Source organism: Vibrio crassostreae (genome assembly GCF_024347415.1).
In the GTDB taxonomy this organism is placed as follows: Bacteria; Pseudomonadota; Gammaproteobacteria; order Enterobacterales; family Vibrionaceae; genus Vibrio; species Vibrio crassostreae.
Genome location: NZ_AP025477.1, coordinates 1445435 through 1464143 on the forward strand (window position 1 = coordinate 1445435; position 18709 = coordinate 1464143).

Genomic DNA, 18709 nt, shown 5'->3' on the forward strand with positions numbered 1-18709 from the left:
AAATAATTATGCCTCTAGCTTTACTTGCACTGACGCTCAGCGCCTTTGCCATAGGAACCACAGAATTTGTCATCGTCGGTTTAATTCCGACCATGGCAACCGACTTAAATGTATCACTGCCATCAGCAGGCCTGTTAGTTAGCCTTTACGCACTAGGTGTTGCTGTCGGTGCACCTGTCCTTACTGCGCTCACCGGTAAATGGAACCGCAAACTGGTACTGCTCAGCGTGATGTCTCTGTTTGTTGTCGGTAACTTACTGGCATGGCAGGCTCCGGGATACAACACTCTTATTGCTGCGCGTATATTAACGGGTTTGGCTCATGGTGTGTTCTTCTCGATCGGCTCAACCATCGCGACTGGATTGGTGGCCAAAGAGAAAGCCGCGAGTGCGATTGCGATTATGTTTACAGGACTTACAGTAGCGCTCGTGACTGGCGTACCACTAGGTACTTACATAGGTCAAACTTTTGGCTGGCAAGCGACCTTCTTGATCGTTGCTCTACTAGGCTTAATCGCTTTGATTGGTAGTGCACTGTTAGTACCTAACAACCTAAAACAACCACCAGCGGCTAAGTTATCAGCTCAACTAAAAGTTCTGACTCAACCAAGACTGTTATTGGTTTATGCAATCACAGCACTGGGATATGGCGGCACATTTACCGCGTTTACGTTCCTTGCTCCGATCCTAGAAAATGTGTCTGGTTTCGACTCAAGCGCAATCAGCCTAATCATGTTGGTCTACGGTGTTTCAGTCGCGGTAGGTAACATCTGGGGTGGTAAGATGGCCGACAAAATGGGGCCAATCAAAGCGCTGACGGTCATCTTCTCTGGTCTAGCCGCTATATTGGTAGTCTTCAACTTTACCGCAGTTAACCCATACGCATCAGTGGCTACCATTTTGGTGTGGGGTGCTTTTGCCTTCGGTAACGTTCCAGGCTTGCAAGTCTACGTGGTTAAGCTGGCAGAGAAATACACGCCAGATGCAGTCGACGTAGCATCAGGCTTAAACATTGCAGCCTTCAACGTAGGCATCGCACTTGGCTCTTGGGGCGGCGGTATTATTGTTGCAGAGTCAGGCTTAATGAACACACCTTGGATTGGCGCTGTGATCGTCTTAGTCGCACTAGCACTGACTCGATTCAGTGGTCTGCTAGACAAGAAACAGACTCCGCAAGTCGCTGCATCTAACGTCTAATATTTTAGAAGAGTTAGAAACAACAAAGCCCGAATCTAGGTTCAGGCTTTGTCTATTTCATTATTCGTTATCAATCGGCTTTAATACTCGACATGGGTTACCCACCGCAACCACATTGTCTGGAACATCTTTGGTCACAACACTACCCGCACCGATAACACTGTTCTTACCAATGTTCACACCTGGGCAAATGATCACGCCCGCACCAATCCAAGCATTGTCACCAATGGTAATTGGGGTACCGAACTCAACGCCTTCGTCGACACGACTCTTCACATCCAATGGGTGACCTGCCGTGAGCACTTGTACATTCGGAGCGAACAGCACATTGTCACCAATAGTTACTTCCGCGACATCCAAAATCACACAGTTAAAGTTGGCGTAAAAGTTCTTACCCGGTTTGATGTTTGAGCCGTAGTCACAACGAAATGGCGGCTCTAAATACGTGCCTTCAGAATCAGGGATCAAGGTGTCAATTGCAGAACGCCATTCGTCACTGTCTGGAATACTGTTGTTAAGCTTTTGAAGAACCTTACGACACTCGATTCGCTCCGCGTACAGTTCTTCATCCCAAGCAAGGTAAGGCTCACCTGCCAACATCTTCTGTTTTTCTGTTTTCACGTTATTTACCTATTTCCACACTACTTACCCAGTAATGGTCAATACATCGACCAAAAACGCAATATCGCATATCTTTCCCTCTCACAATAAGAGCGGTTTTAAGAGTCTTACGGAGATGCGCTTCCTGTCACGATTTGTAGTGAACGACCCATTAAAATTGATGTACAACAAACGAAACACATATATGACACCAATAAAAAAGCTTTTGTTATTTAGCAAAGGCCAGTATGAAATTGATGTGTTTTTCGTTTAGGTACGCTGAGCAACTGAATCCCGAATTACAAGGCTGCCGGTGGTGTTGATGGCACCTGCTTGTTCCCAGTCTCCAACGATTTGCAGAATCGCTTTTTGCGTCATCTGCTCCAGCGGTACGCTGACAGAGGTTAAGCTTGGTGTTAAAAACTCACCCACTTTGCTGTTATCAAAACCGACGATAGAGATATCTTGAGGTAATGAATACCCTAGCTCCGTTAACGCCTTAATCGCGCCAATCGCCATGTCATCGTTTTCCGACAGAATCGCAGTGAAGCTTGCCTTGCTTTCCACTAAAGCTTGCGCGGCACGGTAACCACTCTCCATCGTCCAATCGCCTTGAACCACACTAGACTCGTTCAGCTCAATGCCATGCTTAGTGAGCACATCTTGATAGGCTTGATAACGTTGCTCATCGGTCGACGACCCTGCTTTACCACGGATCACCGCAATCTCTGTATGTCCCTGCTCGATGATGTGTTCAACCATCAAACAAGCACTTTGATAATGATCGGTAGTGATAGCATGCTCAGGCTTCGAAGGCATTTTCCGGTTGAGTACCAAAATCGATGTATCCGTGCTTTCGATGATCTGAGCGATCTCGCTTTCCGTTAAACATTGCGGATAAATGATGATGCCGGCGCATTTCATATCGAGCAGGAAATTGATCGCCTTTCTTTCGTCTTCAGCACTGTGTTTGCCATCGGTGATCACCAATTGGTGATTCGATTTTTCACTGTAAGAAGCCGCGTGGTACATCAAAGAAGAGAAGTAAGGACCGTTGAACAGCTCATTGGTGATCACAAAGCCGATAAAGTTGGTCTTCTTGGTCGCCAATTGCTGAGCTAACAAGTTTGGTCGATAACCCGTTTCTTGAATCGCATCAAATACCTTTTTCACCACATCTGGGCGCACAATATTCTTGCCGTTTAAGACACGAGAAACCGTCGACTTAGATACCCCTGCGCGGTTCGCGACATCAAGCATTGTGACCATTTGCTTCTTTTCCTTATATAAAAAATTAGCCGACATAAGCCGACTAATTTAATGCTAGTTCATATTGCGCGTATCTTTATATTACGTAGAACGACGCAGTAAGAGGCATTCTAAATAGTGGCACCGTTAGATGCAATCACGCCTTTGTACCACTCAAAAGACTTCTTGCGCTTACGCTCAAGTGTGCCTGATTGGTCGTTGTGTTTGTCTACGTAAATAAAACCGTAACGCTTTTTCATCTCACCTGTGGTGAACGACACCAAATCGATACAGCCCCAAGGGGTATAACCCATGAGGTCAACGCCATCGACCACTACGGCTTTTTTCATCTCTTTGATATGGTCGCCAAGGTAAGCAATACGGTAGTCATCATTGATACTGCCATCTTCTTCGATGGTATCAACCGCGCCAAAACCATTCTCAACGATAAACAGTGGCACTTCATAGCGCTCATAAAGAGACGCCAAACAGTAACGCAAACCTGTTGGATCAATCGGCCAGCCCCAATCGCTCGACTTGATGAACGGGTTTTCTACCGAGTTTTCATGACCGCCGTCCATCGCTTCTTCAGTCGACTGATGCGAAGAAGAATCCAAGGTATTTGACATGTAATAGCTAAAGCCAAGGTAATCCGCTTTACCCTCTTTCAAGATTCGTTCATCTTCAGGCTGCATTTCGATATTGAAGCCTTTAATAGCCCAATCCCGTTTTGCGTAGCTTGGGTAATGACCGCGAACCATCACATCTGAGAAGAAGTAACGATCGCGCATCGCTTGCTGCGCCACCATGATATCTTCTGGCTTTGAAGAACGAGGATAGAAAGGCACCATCGCACACATTGCACCAATCTGAAGATCTGGGTTGATCTCGTGACCTTTCTTAACCACCAAGGCACTCGCAACAAACTGATGGTGAACCGCTTGATACATAGCCTCTTGTGGCTTTTCGCATTGTGGGAACTTCACGCCAGAGCATAACCAACCGAAGATGTCTGCCGAGGTGTTCATCTGGTTATTAATCTCGTTAAACGTCATCCAGTACTTCACTTTGTGCTGATAACGCTCCATCACTGTGGTTGAGTACTTAACAAAGAAATCGATCACTTTACGGTTCATCCAGCCACCATATTCTTTGGCTAGATGGTAAGGCATTTCAAAGTGGCTCAGTGTCACAACTGGCTGAATATCGTATTTCAGAAGCTCATCAAATAGGTCATCGTAAAACGCCAAACCCGCTTCACACGGTTCAGCTTCATCGCCGTTCGGGAAGATTCGTGTCCACGCAATGCTGGTGCGGAAGCACTTAAAGCCCATCTCAGCAAATAACTTAATGTCTTCTTTGTAGCGATGGTAGAAATCCACAGCAACTTGGTTTGGGTAGTTTTCGCCGTCGATCACGCCATCGGTGATTCGACGTTGTACACCATGAGCGCCCGCTGTTAATACATCAACAACACTGACACCTTTACCATTCGCATCCCAGCCGCCTTCTAACTGATGCGCTGCTACTGCACCGCCCCATAAAAAATCGTTCGGAAATTCGTTGTTCATACCATTACTCGCTACAAGTTATTCGTGAAAAAGATCGGAACTAGAACGCCAATCGCAGCTCTGAAACCGATTTCAATAAAAGAAATGATACAGATTGAAACCGGTTTCAGCAATGCCTTTTAGAGCTTTTTTGATCGAACTACAGACTAATCAAAAGTCAGCGTTACGATCAATGCTGCTCAAAATACTGGTCGTGTTGTGATTTAGCCGATTGGTCTTGAGTGCCAGGATAGAACTGTACGAGCGTTTGATCGGCTAAAGTGAGGTGAATCCAACCCTCTTTGACTTTCAGCCAATTAGTGCCGCTTGTCTCATAGACGATAGGAAAGCTACCCCAACCTGATTCTGATACCTGCAACTCTTGAAAACGGTCAATTGGAGTGAGTTTATTGCTGTTGAAATCAGCATTAGAGTAAACCAGCAGAGGCTCGATAGCATCGGTTGGCTTAAACGTATAACAACTGATAGAGGCTGAAGTGCGATCAAACCATTGGTAAGGCTGCGCGCCGGTTAAATCATAAACGGTGCAGTCATTGAACTTAATGGCCCACTCTTGGTGAGCTTTAAAGCCGAGATAGCCTATTGGCTGTAATGGTTCAGGCTGAAAGTCAGTCTCTGGCTCATAGACCGGTTCTGAGGTAGTACATCCCATAAGCCCAAGACTAAAAAGGAAAGTCACAGTACGCTTCATCATTGTAATACCTCAGTTCCGTTAATAGATAAGTAACCCAATTAAGTCTCTATATTAAACGGTAAGTTCTAAGCGATTACCATCAGGATCGAGCACACAACTCTCATAATAGCCATCACCTGTTCTTCTTGGGCCGTCTAAGCGCTCATAACCGTTTTCAACCAAACGCTGAGTCAGTTCATCAACCGCTTGTTCCGAGCCTAATGAAATCGCCATATGAATGAAGCCTGTGAACTGGTCATAAATGTCATCTTTCGATTCAGGCACAGAATCCATTTCCATGATCTCTAAACGACTTCCAGTTTCGAAAGACAGGAAGTATGAAGAGAAACCTTTGGTTGGGTTGTGATATTTTGAGTTTGATGTTGCGCCGAAATAGTCTTCATAAAATCGTTTCAGCACTTCGAGTTGTTTGGTCCAAATCGCGATATGTTCGATCTTCATTTTTATCACCTAATGTTTACGTATGACACTAGATTACTCGCCAAATAAGGAAGGATAAACAGAACAGAATTCATCAAAGATGTTCCTATTTAAGGATCGGTTGAATTATCAAAATAACAACAATTAGCTGCACAGTATTAACATCTAAGTTTGTGTAATACATAGCTTTGATCCATAGTCGGGTTTTTACACATTCTGAGATTTACACTGTGAGCTTTTTAAAACTGATCATGCTAGCTGCAATATGGGGAGGCTCGTTCCTTTTCATGAGAATTGCCGCGAATCCATTGGGCCCAGCGGTGTTGATTGAAGCTCGAGTGCTGTGCGCTGCCGTCACTCTACTCTTGGTTTCTTTTTACCTGAAAAGGAAGCTTTCTTTTAATGCCCATGCGAAGCACTTTTTCATTCTTGGCTTGTTCAATACAGCGCTTCCTTTTTTGTTTTTCGCTTATGCCGCACAGACACTGAACGCCTCGACACTTGCTATCTTGAACTCAACCGCGCCAATATGGGCGGCAATCATTGGTGCGATATGGACAAAAACAACACTCGAGGCGAGAGTTCTACTAGGACTTGGGATTGGAGTAACAGGAGTTGGCGTGTTAGTCGGCTGGGATGCGATGAATATTGGCCAAGAAGCTATACTTCCTATTTTTGCTGCGGTGATGGCGGCCTTTAGTTACGGAATAGCGTCAAACTATACCAAACAAGCACCTAAAGTTGAGGCATTCAATAATGCTCATGGCAGCATGTGGGCGGCTGTATTAATCGTATTACCATTTGTGTTCTTCATGCCAATGCAAGAAGCACCCAATCTCACCATTACCATGTCGGTCATCTTGTTGGGCGCTGTTTGTACTGGATTAGCGTACCTACTTTATTTCAACCTCATCAATGAACTTGGTGCGCCTTCGGCTCTATCCGTCACCTTCTTGATTCCTGTTTTTGGCATCTTATGGGGCAACCTTTTCTTAGATGAAGCGATTGGTATCAACACAGTGGTTGGTTCAATTCTTGTTATCACCGGCACTATGTTAGTAACCGGAATGACGCCGTCTAAGATGATAGAGGGCGCCAAACAGAAACGAGCAGCAAGAGCGGCTCGTTAGTCGGCCATGTATTGTTGAATCCTGTTTCTCAACCACTGATGAGCAGGATTCAAATCGGTTCTCTTATGCCAAATCATATACTGCTTCATGGGCAAGACCTCGAAAGGCTGGTCGAGCACTTGCAGTTGGAATCGCTCCGCAAACTGATTAGCAAAATCACGAGACGTGCTACCAACACAGTCGGAACCAGAGACCAACACACACATCGTCATCAATGAATCACATTCGGAACTGACTTTTCGTTGCTGTATCGGGCTTTTTGTAAAGTAATCCGCGGTATAAAGGCGAGAGCGACGCATTCTGAAGGTGATGTGCTTCTCATGATAGTACTGCTCTTCCGTTACCGAACCATCAATCCTTGGGTGCCCTTTCTTGGCGATCAATACGAGCTCATCTTCGATCACTTGCTGGTTCATATAACCATTCACTTGTGGGTAGTGGATATCGATCGCCAAGTCGGCTTGTTGCATGCTCAAACTCTGCAGAAGATCTTCTTCATTACTTGGCACCATATTGAATTCGATTGAGATATTTCCCAGCGTTTCATCTTGCTCGACAAGGGGCTGAAGCTTGGTTAAACCGATCTCATTCACTAGAAGTCTGAATACATGATGCTGCTGGTTATCGAATTGCTTTAAAGTACTGACTGCGCTGGTTATCCCCTCGAGTGCGGGTTCGACTCGGCTTGCCAGTTGCACCGCAGCGTTAGTCGGAATGATCCCTCGACCTTCACGAATAAACAGGTCAGTATCAAGCTGAGATTGGAGTCGCTTCAATGCACCACTCACTCCTGGCTGAGTCATACCCAGTGATTCCGATGCTAAGGTAATCGACTTTAATCGGTATACTTCCAAAAACACGCTCAGTAAATTCAGGTCTAACTTTTCAACATCACTCACAATCACTCTCCATGTTAGGTGTGGTCGCATCGAGCCTACGACGAGCTTTTGACTTCAAAATGTCACTCTTAAGCATACAACACATAACCATTCGTGATGTGTTAAATAAAGCTTACTTTATTTTTTGCTATATGTCTTATTCCTATAATCGCCTCAACGAAACAAAATTCTGAAATGAAGAGGCTCTTATGAAAACTTCTCGCACGTTCAAAAATGCATCATTGTTCCTAGCTATTTCTCTCGCATTCCCTGCGGTTGCAGCCAATCATGAGCATGCACACTTCAGCGAAATTGGCGACCAAGGTGGCAAAAGCGCAACCGAGATGACCACTAAAGCAAACCAAGAGTTCGCAAAAACACTTAACTTTGCCGACACTCGTGCTTTTGAGAATAACAACAAGGGACTGATTGCTAGCTTTGATCAAGAGACGGGCGACATCATCCGTAACAGCTTTAACTTCATCGATCCAAGTGTTAATAACGCAGACCAAGCACCTGATTCGGTAAACCCTTCACTTTGGCGCCAAGCGGTATTAAACCAAGCGGCTGAAGGTTTATATGAAGTTGTTCCGGGTAAAGTATACCAAGTTCGTGGTGCGGATTTAGCGTCTATCTCTTTCATTCGTAGTGACAGTGGTTGGATTGCTTACGACGTTCTTCTTACCAAAGAAGCAGCAGCTAAAGCTCTTAAATTTTTCCAGAAAAACGTACCTGATGGCGGTGAACTGCCAGTCGTTGCAATGGTTTACTCTCACTCTCACGCTGACCACTTTGGTGGCGCGAGAGCAATCAAAGATGCATACCCAGATGTAAAAGTGTACGGTTCGAAAAACATCACTAAAGAAATCGTAGATGAGAACGTATTGGCGGGTAATGCAATGTCTCGTCGTACCGCTTATCAGTACGGTGCAACGTTGAACCGACACAAGCACGGTATTGTAGATGCGGCGCTGTCTAAAGGTCTATCAACAGGTAGCATTACTTACGTACTGCCAGACTACGAGCTAAACCATAACGAAGAGATTGAAACTCTGGTTATTGATGGCCTAGAAATGCAATTCATGGATGCATCTGGGACGGAAGCAGCCTCTGAGATGGTGACTTATATCCCGAGTATGAAAGCACTTTGGACTGGTGAACTGACTTACCAAGGCATGCACAACCTGTACACACTGCGTGGTGCAAAAGTACGTGATGGCTTGAAGTGGTCGAAGAAGATCAACGAAATGTTGGTGACATGGGGCGAAGAAACTGAGGTGTTATTCGCCTCCCACTCAGCTCCAGTTTGGGGTGAAGAAGAGATTTCTGACTACTTAAAAATGCAACGTGATGCTTACGGTTTTACTCATAACCAAACGCTTCGCTTAGCGAATAACGGTGTGGTTCTGCAAGACATCGGTGATGCGATTTACGAAGTAATGCCAGACAGCATTCAGCAGACTTGGCACACAAACGGCTACCACGGTACTTATTCTCACAACGCTCGCGCTGTGTACAACATGTATCTTGGTTACTTCGATATGAACCCGGCGAACCTAAACCCATTACCAATCGAGCCAGAATCGGTGAAGTTTGTTGAGTACATGGGCGGCAGCGATGCTGTGATTGAAAAAGCGCAACAAGATTTCCAAGAAGGTGAATACCGCTTCGTTGCAACCGCATTGAATAAGGTGATTCAAGCAGAACCAGATAACAAAGTTGCACGTGGCCTATTGGCAGATACTTACGAGCAATTGGGTTATCAATCAGAAGGTGCAGGTTGGAGAAACATCTACCTAACGGGCGCTCAAGAGCTTCGCATTGGCACTCAGCCGGGCGCACCAAAAACGGCATCTCCGGACGTGTTAGCGAACATGACGATTGAAAACCTACTCGATTACTTAGCAGTAAAAGTGGATTCTCTAAAAGCACAAGAAACACCATTTACATTGAATATTCAGCTACCAGATGTGCAAGAGTTCTACTACGTTGAGATGTCTAACGGTAACCTGAATAACATTCAAGTAAGCGAGCTACAAGACGCTGAAACGACACTGATCATCAATAAGTCTGACGTGTCTGATATCGTGCTTAAGAAAACAAGCCTTGGAAAACTGTTAGAAGACGGACAAGCAGGCGTGAAAGGTGACAAATCATCTCTGAACAAACTGTTGTCTTCCCTGACTGAAGCTGACACCTCATTTGAGATTGTGCCGCGTCCAAACAAAGGTGAAGAAGTTGATGCAGAGCTATACCAAGATTCAGCGGTACACGCTCATTAAGCGATAAAAACTATAACAACGTCAAACAAAGCCTAAAAAGGCAAGATGGCTATTAACGATAAAGCCTCAACCGATTCGATTGGTTGAGGCTTATTTCGTTATTCAAAGTGAACAAGGTACGCCTAGAAAAGAAAAGCCGCTAAGTAGCGGCTTTAATAAGGAATGAAATACTTATCTGTAGACATGCTTGCAAATTGGCGCAACCAATCATTTACTTACTCTCAAGTATCGACACGCACAAATTGGTTTATAAGTATTTCTTCAGCTTCGCTTCACAGCGGTCTATCGCAGACAAACCAAGTCACCAAATCCTCTTTTATCCTCTAACAACCAATTAAATTTCCCCGCAAGGGAAACTTTCTACAGCTCAAGGTAACTCATTTGTAGGGTCATAGTTAATTCCCCCCTCAATCGTTAAGCCATAAATTAGTGGATAAGTGGCTAATTTAACACAATTAAGTGTATCTACGTTACATAATCCGACTACATAACCTGTTTATTTCAAATTTATCAATTATGAGTACACTTCTTGCGTTGATCCTGTGAACTACTAGAAACTTTGCGCAGTTAAACTTTGTTATAAAAGTGGCTAGGATTCTGTTTTAAGGAAGGGATATGCAAAAAATAATTCTGATCACAGGAGCCACAGATGGCATTGGTTTTGAGACAGCAAAGGCGCTGACTCAACAAGGACACCACCTTCTAATTCATGGCCGAAACCCAGCCAAGGTGAGTAAAGTCGTGACCGCTTTGTCTCGCCTGTCTAAGAGTGCAGTCATAGAAAGCTACATAGCAGATCTATCAACGCTCTCTGAAGTCGATGTGCTTGCGACCCAAATCAAAAACAATCACAAGCGGCTCGATATACTGATCAACAATGCTGGCGTATACAAAGTTTCAGAAGTCACCACCTCAGACAACCTTGATGTACGTTTTGTTGTAAATACCATTGCGCCTTATCTACTGACACAGGAGCTGCTCCCTCTTTTTGATGCGACAGGTCGTATCGTCAACCTATCTTCAGCAGCCCAATCAACCGTAGATTTAGAAGCGCTTACCAGTCCGAACGCAGGCAAATTAGATGGCCCAGTTTACGCGCAAAGTAAGCTCGCGCTGACAATGTGGTCTATCGAATTGGCCAACACTCTATTAGATAATGGACCTGCGGTGATCCCGGTGAACCCTGCTTCTTTCCTTGGCAGCAAATTGGTCAAAGAGGCTTATGGCGTGGACGGGAATGATCTGGCGATAGGAGCCGATATCCTTTGTCGCGCGGCACTCAGTGACGAGTTTGCCAGCGCTTCCGGTCAATATTTTGATAATGATTCTGGGTTATTCAAAGATCCCCATGCCGATGCATTGAATCCCGCTAAAAACCGTAAATTAGTGGAAACGCTTGACCGGTTGCTAAAAGAGAAATTGTGCATGGCACCCAGTTGATTCTGGTAGACACATAGCATCACGCATGCTTGATAAAGGCTTGGCTTAACTGCTGAAAGAGTGAGTCTATGTTGGGCAGGGGCGTCACATGCTCAGACAACGGAGTATGAACGTGCGGATCTACAACGGTCAGATTGTCGCAAATTTGATTATAAAAATTTACGGGTGCAACGATGTTCTCTAAGTCGACATCTAACAAGATACAGGCTTGTGAAAGTACTATTTGACCGCCCCCTCGTTTAAGTAAAACGCGCTGAGCAGTGCCCACTATTTTCTGTTTGTTGATATTGAGGTTGTAGTCGCCATCACAGTAAGAACCGGGAGTTGCATGCACATCCACATCGACACCTAGTTCTTTAAAAAACAGGGTTAAGACATTGCACAGATGTAGATACGCTTTTTGAATATTGTACGCTTCGTCACGAGGCCAATGATAAATGTGCGATAGGTTAATGATCCCCGGCAGTTGAGGAACGGGAGCACCACCTGTTTTACGCGAGGTGAGCTGCCAGCCTTGTGCCTCAAGTTGCTTTCTAGATTCTACCGTCACTCGCCACTTTTTACCTGCGGGCAAAACGAGTGTTGGCGTTTTTGCTTGCCATAGCATTAAGGCTTGTCCAATCTCTCCAGCCTGTATTTGCTGCAATAATTCAGCTTCTTTTTCAAACGCACGATCAACATCAATGTGCGGGTAACGTACGAGTTTATTCGTTAACTTCAATGCACTTTTCCTCAACAGATTGTGGTGACTTAGTATTTAACGTTCTGGGATGGTTGATGAGATAAACATATATCTTAAACCCAATGCAGCATAGCACCGATTACCTCTCCATCCTTTTTTCCTTTCGCTATTGAGATGCATTGATTTAGCTAAACCACTTCCACTTTGATGGCTTCAGTCTTACAAGGTTGTCTGATATGGTGGCGGCAGAACTTCAGCAATTGTTTAGATAGTATTGAATATGAAAACACTAACCATACTTGATGGCGGCATGGGCCGAGAACTCAAAGAAATTGGCGCGCCATTTTCTCAACCACTTTGGAGTGCTCAAGCGCTGATTGAAGCACCCGATTTTGTTAGCCAAGCGCATCAAAACTTTGTCGATGCAGGTGCTGAAATCCTGATCACTAATAGTTACGCCTGTGTGCCTTTTCATTTGGGTCAAGAGCTCTTTGAACAACGAGGCTTTGAACTAGCCGCACTTTCTGGCGAACTGGCTAAAGCAGTTGCTGACAATACTTCTCACACCGTGAAAGTTGCTGGTGCGATTCCGCCACCGTTTGGCAGCTACCGACCGGACTTGTTCAAAGTCGAAGAAGCGGCGCCAATCATTCAAACCCTTTACGATGCACAAGATCCCAACATCGACCTTTGGATCGCGGAAACTATCTGCAGCCTGCAAGAGTTCACCTCCATTCATGCGGTACTTAAGCAATCAGATAAGCCGTGCTACTACGCTTTTAGCTTGGAAGACACCAAGGGCGACTCTGCCAACATTCGTTCTGGTGAGAGCGTAACAGATGCCATCAAACTGGCCTGCCAATCTAACGCGACAGGCATTATGTTTAACTGCTCAGTGCCTGAAGTGATGGATCAAGCCATTATCGATGCTAAGAAAGTGATCGACGAGTTAGGCAGTGATTTGGAAATTGGTGTCTACGCCAATAACTTTGCACCTATCAGCAGTGAACATGAAGCCAATGACATGTTTCAGGAGATGCGAGAGCTGGATGGCCAAGGTTACTTAGCTTACGCAAAACGTTGGCACGCATTGGGTGCCAATATTGTCGGTGGTTGCTGTGGTATTGGGCCAAAACACATTCAAGCCTTAGCCGAGTGGAAACGCTCCATACAGAGCTGATACGGAGCTTCAACTAGAATAGAATTAAATAGAGAACAGGTTGAGAAATCTGTTCTCTATTTGTATGTGGCGTCTCTGATTACACTGATACAAAACAACGATTTGGAGCAACTGATGAGCGACACGCAACGCAAAATTAAATGGGGCATCGCAGGGCTAGGCAATATCGCTAATCGATTTGCAACCGCTGTAACAGAGCACTGTCTACATGGTGAATTGTATGCCGTTGCTGCGAGAGACCAGACACGCGCAGCCACGTTTGCCAACACGTTTGGTTACGACAAGGCTTATGGATCTTATGAAGCCATGGCGCAAGATCCAGATGTTGAAGCGGTATACATCGCCACGGTTCATCCTTATCACAAGCCTTTAGCTGAACTGTTTCTAAGTCATAAAAAACACGTACTGGTAGAAAAGCCCGCTTTCACCAACCTCAGTGATTGGCTAGAGATGAAAACTCTTGCCGAACAAAACGGTGTGATGTTGCTAGAAGCGATGAAGACCGTGGTGTTCCCTGCTTATCGTGAGCTCACGTCATTCTTAGCCAACAACAAGATTAAGATTGATTCGATAGAAGCCAGCTTTGGTAACCATCACGATTATGATCCTGATTTGTTTATCTTCAACCCGGACTTAGCAGGCGGGGCAACGCTCGATGTTGGCGTCTACGGACTGTGGTTTTTCTACGATTTGTGCCGCACGCTCGGAGTTACACCTTCCAGCCCTCAAGTAGAGATGTCGAGCCTTTATGAGGGTTCAAATGTCGATACCGATTCATGCTTTCAGTTTTCTGGCGAGATCAACGCCACCATATCAGCATCGACAGTGCACAACCTGCCCCGCTCAGCTCGATTAACTGGACCAGATATCACCATCACGATTCAAGAAAAATGGTGGAACCCGGCCTCCATTGAAGTCGAATATCAGAATGAAACCTTCACCATCGAGCACCCAATTCAAGGCAATGGGTTCGAATATCAAATCGAACACTTCTCACAGCTGGTGCTAGAGGGAAAAACGTACTCTGATATCCTAAGCTCAAATGTAAGTGCTCAGGTACTGGATACCATGGAACAAGCACTCATTGACTCTGGCTATCCACATTTAACTCAACCTCGTCGTTAGGAAAAGCATATTGGGCAACCTTAAGCGCAAGCTTGAACTGTATGAAAAGATATTTCAGGCTTTTGGGCCTGGAGTATCGCATTGTCAGGTCAATCAACTGGCCACACTGCTGCACGTGAGTGAACGTCACGTTCAGACCTTACTCAAAGCGATGACAGCGCAAGGTTGGATTGAGTGGCAAGCTAGTTCAGGCCGCAGCAAGAAGGCACAACTCACATGTATGGTTGAACCGATGGAAGCGTGCTACCAATATGCGCAAACCCAAGCAGATTCAGGCAATATTGAGCAGGTGTTTAACACCTTAAGCTTCAATGGCCGAAACGCTGGCGCTGAGTTACAAGCCTTTCTAAACCGCAACCATCGTTCAACGCAGAGTGTCGCCTATATCCCCTTTCACCGTGAGCTCGAAGCGCTTCACCCTCAGCGTGTACTAAGGCGTACTGAACGTTTCTTGGTGATGCAGGTTTGCCAACGCCTTACTGCAATTCAACAAGGCAAGCTGAGCGGTGACTTGGCTTATCAGTGGCAACCTAATGAAGATGCCACGGTTTGGCATTTCCAAGTTCGTAATAGTATTCAGTTCCATAACGGTCGATCGCTTGAAATCCAAGACATAGTGCGCTGTCTCTCCTCACTCTCTAGGAGCAAATTCTGGCGTCGTTGCTATCAACATATTGTTGACGTGTCGGCTGTCACTGGCGATGTGATCAAAGTGACTCTGAGTGAGCCTGATTGGCATTTGCCTCGATTACTGGCTAGACCTGAGGCTTCGATATTTGAGCACACACCAGACGATAAGCTAATTGGCTCAGGCGCTTTCGCGTTGGAGATTTTCTCAAGCAAGATGCTGAGGTTAAACCGCAATAATGCCTATTCACACAGCACACCGATTCTCAATCGAGTTGAGCTTTGGGTTTACCCTGACTGGTCGCAAACTAAGGCATGTGCGCAAAACCAAGTGTGCGTCAAAATGCCAGAGAAAACGGTCACAGTGAATGGAGCGAGCGATTCAGCTCTACAGAATTTCGGTTCAACCTTCTTCAAGGTTCAAAACCCGAAGTTGTCGAAAACCGCTCGTGAGTTCACCGTTGAAGACACCTCAGAATGCCAAGCGCTTTTCGAGCAATTATCAGTATCTGCCGATCAAAAAACCAATATCGAATATGGACACTACACAGCGACCAAAGACATCGCGCTGTGCAGCATTATTGATGAAAACGATACCTTCTCCTCATGGTTAAGTTTCTTGACTCGTTTCCCTTTTGAAGACTTATCGCTAGCCGCAAAGATGCTAAATAGGATTGAGCAAGGGATAGCCTCAATTCGACGCGAGCCAAACCTCGACCTGGCAATGAATAAGCTGTTAGAACTTAGACATTGGCTCGATGAAACTGGGATTGTGGTTGAGCTCAAGCAGGAAGCGTTCAACTTAGAGGTTTCTGAAAAGATACACGGCGCGCAAGTGAATGGCTTCGGTTGGTGTGAGCTCGACAAGCTATGGATTAGCCATTTGTAAGCGAATTTCGTAGCTGAACTGTATTTCACAACCTAGCCCAACCAAGCTGCAACCAATCATAATGTTCAGTCACAGCGTAGGTCGAATAGGCTAAGGGTTAGCTCACTAGCGATAACTCAGATTCTTTATAGATACGGTTAGCCACTTTGAATGCCGCTGGAGATAAGAGTGTCTCTTTACATCGAGTCTTAAACTGCTCTGCTTCAATCACCTGCTCTTCCAATAAGTATTTCAGCTCACTTAGGTAGTTAGCTTCAAACACAGCTTGACCAAGTGGTGTGCATTCGTATCGACTAGACTCTTGGTAACCAAGTGCAGTCAACACAGATTCTGGCAGTTCCCAGAACTTAGCAATGGTGTAAGTCAGGCGAATAGAGTAACTGTTCATCAGGCGCTTCAATGCTAACGAGTTTGGCGGAACAGAGGGATCTACATGCTTGAAGGCTTCTACCATCATTTGGAAAATAATCATCTTGCCTAAGTTGCGAATCAACCCAACAAAGTACGCCGCTGCCTGATCTTCTTGGGATGAAGAGTCTTTCATCAACTCCTTAGAAAAAGACGCGGTTTGAACACTGTGATTCCAAATTTTCTCACCGAAGTGACGCCAGTAAATATTGTTCCCCGGCGTGAAGTTCTTCATGTAGCTATTCACTACTCCTTCAACAAGCCCTTGAGAACCCATATTTAAGAATGCTGTTTTTAGGTCAGTAACCTGTTTTTCACCACGCTTGTAAAAAGCACTGTTAGCCAGTTTAATCACATCGGCAGCCATACTCGGCTCACGCTCAATCACTCTTAACAATGCATCGATATCAAACTCGTCGCTCTGCAATTCAGCCATTAACGTGGTCACAGAGGCTGGCATCACTGGCAGTTCATTAAGCAAAGCTTTTGGAGAGCGAATCAAACGTTCTATCTGACAAGCGACAAAATCGCTAAATGGATCTGACTCCGTTCGAAGGCGAGATTCTCCAAACAAATAATCAAGGAATTCACCATCGTGCAGGCTAAGTGTCTTATCGACGATTAATGATGATGGCTGAGCGGGCGACGGCGGAACAAAGATTGAAGGCTGAACAGAATCAGTAGCCACGGTTTGTTGTTGCTCCTGTTGGACAGGCTCTGCAGAGGGTTTGTTTTTTGAATCAACAAAAGGTGAGAATAGTGCCTGCAATACCCTTTTAAACATCAATACGGCTCCTAGATGAATACAACATAGATAGGGATATATAACGGCGGTGATTATCGCACAGGCAACTCATAAACCATACAGTGATAAATGAATCATTAATTTTTCTGCTGTACAGGATATGTTACTTAACCGTTTACTAGGCCAAGCCTCCGGTATTCGCCAGAAACAAAAAAGCGAGCAAATAACACTTGCTCGCTCTTCCATCAATCTGAATCCTGAAGCTGACTAAATTAGCGCTCTGCTACTTCTAACACAATCTTGCCCATAAACCTCAGTCAAACAAGGCTCAATCAGAACACGTTCGCCAATACGCTCAGCCGATACTTCGTTACCAACGGTTACGAATCAATAAAATGAAAAATTCCGCACCCAATAGAATGCGGAATTTATATATAGATGAGAGACTTACCGTTAAATCTAGAGTCGGCTGCGTATCGTCACCAACACAGATAACGCACCACAAAGCACCAACACCACACCTAAATCTTGAATCATTCCCGCTAAAGCTAGCCCAGAACCAATCAAGGTGTAATACATCAAACCAAACAGTGCACCTGCACTTCCTGCTTGAGATTGGTAGCGCACCAATGCTCGACTCAAAACATTAGGAATCGCAATACCGAATGCCATAACCACCAACATCATCGGAAGCAAGAACCAGATCGTGTGTTGTGAAAGGTACACACCCACTGCGCCTACCGTTTGAAGCCCTGCCGCCAAGCTAATCAAAGAGATAGATGACACTTGTCGCTTCAATAACGCTTTATTAACCAAGCTTCCCAACAAGGTTCCGAACCCAAGCACAATGCCGCTGTAGCCAAACTGCTCGACGCTAAATCCAAGTTGAATGAAGGCAAATGAACCCAATTGATAATAAGAAAACAGCGCAATATTGAACGACGCGACAAGCAACGCAGACATCCATATATCGCTATCTTTGACCATGTGAATACTGAGTGACTTTAACTGCAATGGCTGCTTAGACTGTTGCGTTTCAGGCAATGACAATAGGCTATGTGCCAACAGTGCTAACACCATAATAAACAAAGCAATAAACACATATTGATGCCCGCCTGCTTGGCTTAATTGACCACCAAGTAGCAACCCGATGATTGGGCTAATCGACAATCCCATCCCCATGTAACCAAATACCTTAGCTAGCTCAGTACCGCTAAAGGCATCTCGAAGCATGGTTTGAGTGACGACAGAGCCAACAGCAAGTCCGAAAGCCCCCATCGCTCTTGCAATCATCAACCACGTAAAACTGTCGGTTTGCATGGCAATAAGTGAAGAACAGGCGAATAACCCCATCCCCAATAACATGGTGGGGCGACGTCCCCATTTATCCGCTAACACGCCCCATATCACCACACCCACCGCAAATGCAGAGAAGTAAATCGATAGGGTTTGAGCGGCTTGTGTGTAACTGACATCAAAGGATTTCGATATTGAATCCAGAGTCGGGCTATAGATGGTTTCTGCGATTTGAGGGAACATCAGCAGCAGTACCATTTGCCATAAAGAAGGTTTTGTTTTCATCATTTTTCCAAGA

General features: G+C 45.2%; 16 protein-coding genes. 7 read left to right on the forward strand and 9 right to left on the reverse strand.

Annotation, left to right across the window (positions count from 1 at the left end):
- The first annotated feature begins 8 nt into the window (after positions 1-8).
- Positions 9-1196, forward strand: a complete 1188-nt coding sequence (locus tag OC193_RS22175) for an MFS transporter (protein WP_048660920.1) — start codon at positions 9-11, stop codon at positions 1194-1196.
- Positions 1197-1256: 60 nt separating this feature from the next.
- On the opposite strand, the gene OC193_RS22180 is transcribed toward OC193_RS22175, so the two are convergent.
- The 5 genes from OC193_RS22180 to OC193_RS22200 all read right to left on the reverse strand — a co-directional run bounded on the left by OC193_RS22180 (position 1257) and on the right by OC193_RS22200 (position 5750).
- A complete protein-coding gene (locus tag OC193_RS22180) occupies positions 1257-1817 on the reverse strand; it encodes a sugar O-acetyltransferase (RefSeq protein ID WP_048660919.1) in 561 nt (186 codons plus the stop codon).
- A 249-nt stretch (positions 1818-2066) separates the two neighbouring features.
- Positions 2067-3065: a LacI family DNA-binding transcriptional regulator gene (locus OC193_RS22185; protein WP_048660918.1), complete on the reverse strand. Its 999-nt coding sequence runs from the start codon at positions 3063-3065 to the stop codon at positions 2067-2069.
- 110 nt (positions 3066-3175) lie between these two features.
- Positions 3176-4615, reverse strand: coding sequence for a 6-phospho-beta-glucosidase (locus OC193_RS22190; RefSeq protein ID WP_048660917.1), 1440 nt, complete (start codon positions 4613-4615; stop codon positions 3176-3178).
- Between the two features lie 169 nt (positions 4616-4784).
- Complete coding sequence (locus OC193_RS22195) at positions 4785-5309, reverse strand: hypothetical protein (protein WP_048660916.1); 525 nt, start codon at positions 5307-5309, stop codon at positions 4785-4787.
- Between the two features lie 51 nt (positions 5310-5360).
- Positions 5361-5750, reverse strand: coding sequence for a VOC family protein (locus tag OC193_RS22200; protein ID WP_048660915.1), 390 nt, complete (start codon positions 5748-5750; stop codon positions 5361-5363).
- 230 nt (positions 5751-5980) lie between these two features.
- Here OC193_RS22200 and OC193_RS22205 point away from each other — a divergent pair, with 230 nt between their 5' ends.
- Complete coding sequence (locus OC193_RS22205; protein WP_080967429.1) at positions 5981-6859, forward strand: DMT family transporter; 879 nt, start codon at positions 5981-5983, stop codon at positions 6857-6859.
- Here OC193_RS22205 and OC193_RS22210 read toward each other — a convergent pair.
- Positions 6856-7758 carry a LysR family transcriptional regulator gene (locus tag OC193_RS22210; RefSeq protein ID WP_048660913.1) on the reverse strand — a complete coding sequence of 301 codons (903 nt, stop codon included), beginning with the start codon at positions 7756-7758 and terminating at the stop codon, positions 6856-6858. The genes OC193_RS22205 and OC193_RS22210 overlap by 4 nt on opposite strands.
- Before the next feature lie 188 nt (positions 7759-7946).
- Here OC193_RS22210 and OC193_RS22215 point away from each other — a divergent pair, with 188 nt between their 5' ends.
- Together OC193_RS22215 and OC193_RS22220 are read left to right on the forward strand one after the other, a co-directional pair.
- Positions 7947-10019 carry an alkyl/aryl-sulfatase gene (locus OC193_RS22215; protein WP_048662491.1) on the forward strand — a complete coding sequence of 691 codons (2073 nt, stop codon included), beginning with the start codon at positions 7947-7949 and terminating at the stop codon, positions 10017-10019.
- 615 nt (positions 10020-10634) lie between these two features.
- Positions 10635-11459 (forward strand): SDR family NAD(P)-dependent oxidoreductase, encoded by an 825-nt coding sequence (locus OC193_RS22220; RefSeq protein WP_048662492.1) that lies wholly within the window; start codon positions 10635-10637, stop codon positions 11457-11459.
- A gap of 19 nt (positions 11460-11478) precedes the next feature.
- Here the strand turns inward: OC193_RS22220 and OC193_RS22225 are convergent, their stop codons facing one another.
- Complete coding sequence (locus OC193_RS22225) at positions 11479-12180, reverse strand: lipoate--protein ligase family protein (RefSeq protein WP_048662493.1); 702 nt, start codon at positions 12178-12180, stop codon at positions 11479-11481.
- Positions 12181-12421: 241 nt separating this feature from the next.
- Between OC193_RS22225 and OC193_RS22230 the strand changes: the two genes are divergently transcribed.
- From OC193_RS22230 to OC193_RS22240, 3 genes are all read left to right on the forward strand, one after another.
- Entirely contained in the window at positions 12422-13321 is a 900-nt protein-coding gene (locus OC193_RS22230; protein ID WP_048662494.1) for a homocysteine S-methyltransferase family protein, read from the forward strand.
- Between the two features lie 114 nt (positions 13322-13435).
- Entirely contained in the window at positions 13436-14446 is a 1011-nt protein-coding gene (locus OC193_RS22235) for a Gfo/Idh/MocA family protein (protein ID WP_048662495.1), read from the forward strand.
- A gap of 10 nt (positions 14447-14456) precedes the next feature.
- The gene (locus OC193_RS22240) at positions 14457-15962 is read left to right on the forward strand and encodes an SgrR family transcriptional regulator (RefSeq protein WP_048662496.1); all 1506 of its coding nucleotides are present in this window, start codon (positions 14457-14459) and stop codon (positions 15960-15962) included.
- Between the two features lie 97 nt (positions 15963-16059).
- Here OC193_RS22240 and OC193_RS22245 read toward each other — a convergent pair whose 3' ends face one another.
- Positions 16060-17154: an HDOD domain-containing protein gene (locus OC193_RS22245; RefSeq protein ID WP_048662497.1), complete on the reverse strand. Its 1095-nt coding sequence runs from the start codon at positions 17152-17154 to the stop codon at positions 16060-16062.
- A gap of 420 nt (positions 17155-17574) precedes the next feature.
- A complete protein-coding gene (locus tag OC193_RS22250) occupies positions 17575-18696 on the reverse strand; it encodes a multidrug effflux MFS transporter (protein ID WP_048662498.1) in 1122 nt (373 codons plus the stop codon).
- Positions 18697-18709 lie beyond the last annotated feature (13 nt).

What these genes read in the sequence shown, in the direction of transcription:
- OC193_RS22230 (WP_048662494.1), top strand. Translation starts at nt 12,422, where the DNA reads ATGAAAACACTAACCATACTTGATGGCGGCATGGGCCGAGAACTCAAA.
- OC193_RS22205 (WP_080967429.1), top strand. Translation starts at nt 5,981, where the DNA reads ATGCTAGCTGCAATATGGGGAGGCTCGTTCCTTTTCATGAGAATTGCC.
- OC193_RS22245 (WP_048662497.1), bottom strand. Translation starts at nt 17,154, where the DNA reads ATGTTTAAAAGGGTATTGCAGGCACTATTCTCACCTTTTGTTGATTCA.
- OC193_RS22190 (WP_048660917.1), bottom strand. Translation starts at nt 4,615, where the DNA reads ATGAACAACGAATTTCCGAACGATTTTTTATGGGGCGGTGCAGTAGCA.
- OC193_RS22250 (WP_048662498.1), bottom strand. Translation starts at nt 18,696, where the DNA reads ATGAAAACAAAACCTTCTTTATGGCAAATGGTACTGCTGCTGATGTTC.
- OC193_RS22175 (WP_048660920.1), top strand. Translation starts at nt 9, where the DNA reads ATGCCTCTAGCTTTACTTGCACTGACGCTCAGCGCCTTTGCCATAGGA.
- OC193_RS22220 (WP_048662492.1), top strand. Translation starts at nt 10,635, where the DNA reads ATGCAAAAAATAATTCTGATCACAGGAGCCACAGATGGCATTGGTTTT.
- OC193_RS22235 (WP_048662495.1), top strand. Translation starts at nt 13,436, where the DNA reads ATGAGCGACACGCAACGCAAAATTAAATGGGGCATCGCAGGGCTAGGC.
- OC193_RS22215 (WP_048662491.1), top strand. Translation starts at nt 7,947, where the DNA reads ATGAAAACTTCTCGCACGTTCAAAAATGCATCATTGTTCCTAGCTATT.
- OC193_RS22195 (WP_048660916.1), bottom strand. Translation starts at nt 5,309, where the DNA reads ATGATGAAGCGTACTGTGACTTTCCTTTTTAGTCTTGGGCTTATGGGA.
- OC193_RS22200 (WP_048660915.1), bottom strand. Translation starts at nt 5,750, where the DNA reads ATGAAGATCGAACATATCGCGATTTGGACCAAACAACTCGAAGTGCTG.
- OC193_RS22185 (WP_048660918.1), bottom strand. Translation starts at nt 3,065, where the DNA reads ATGGTCACAATGCTTGATGTCGCGAACCGCGCAGGGGTATCTAAGTCG.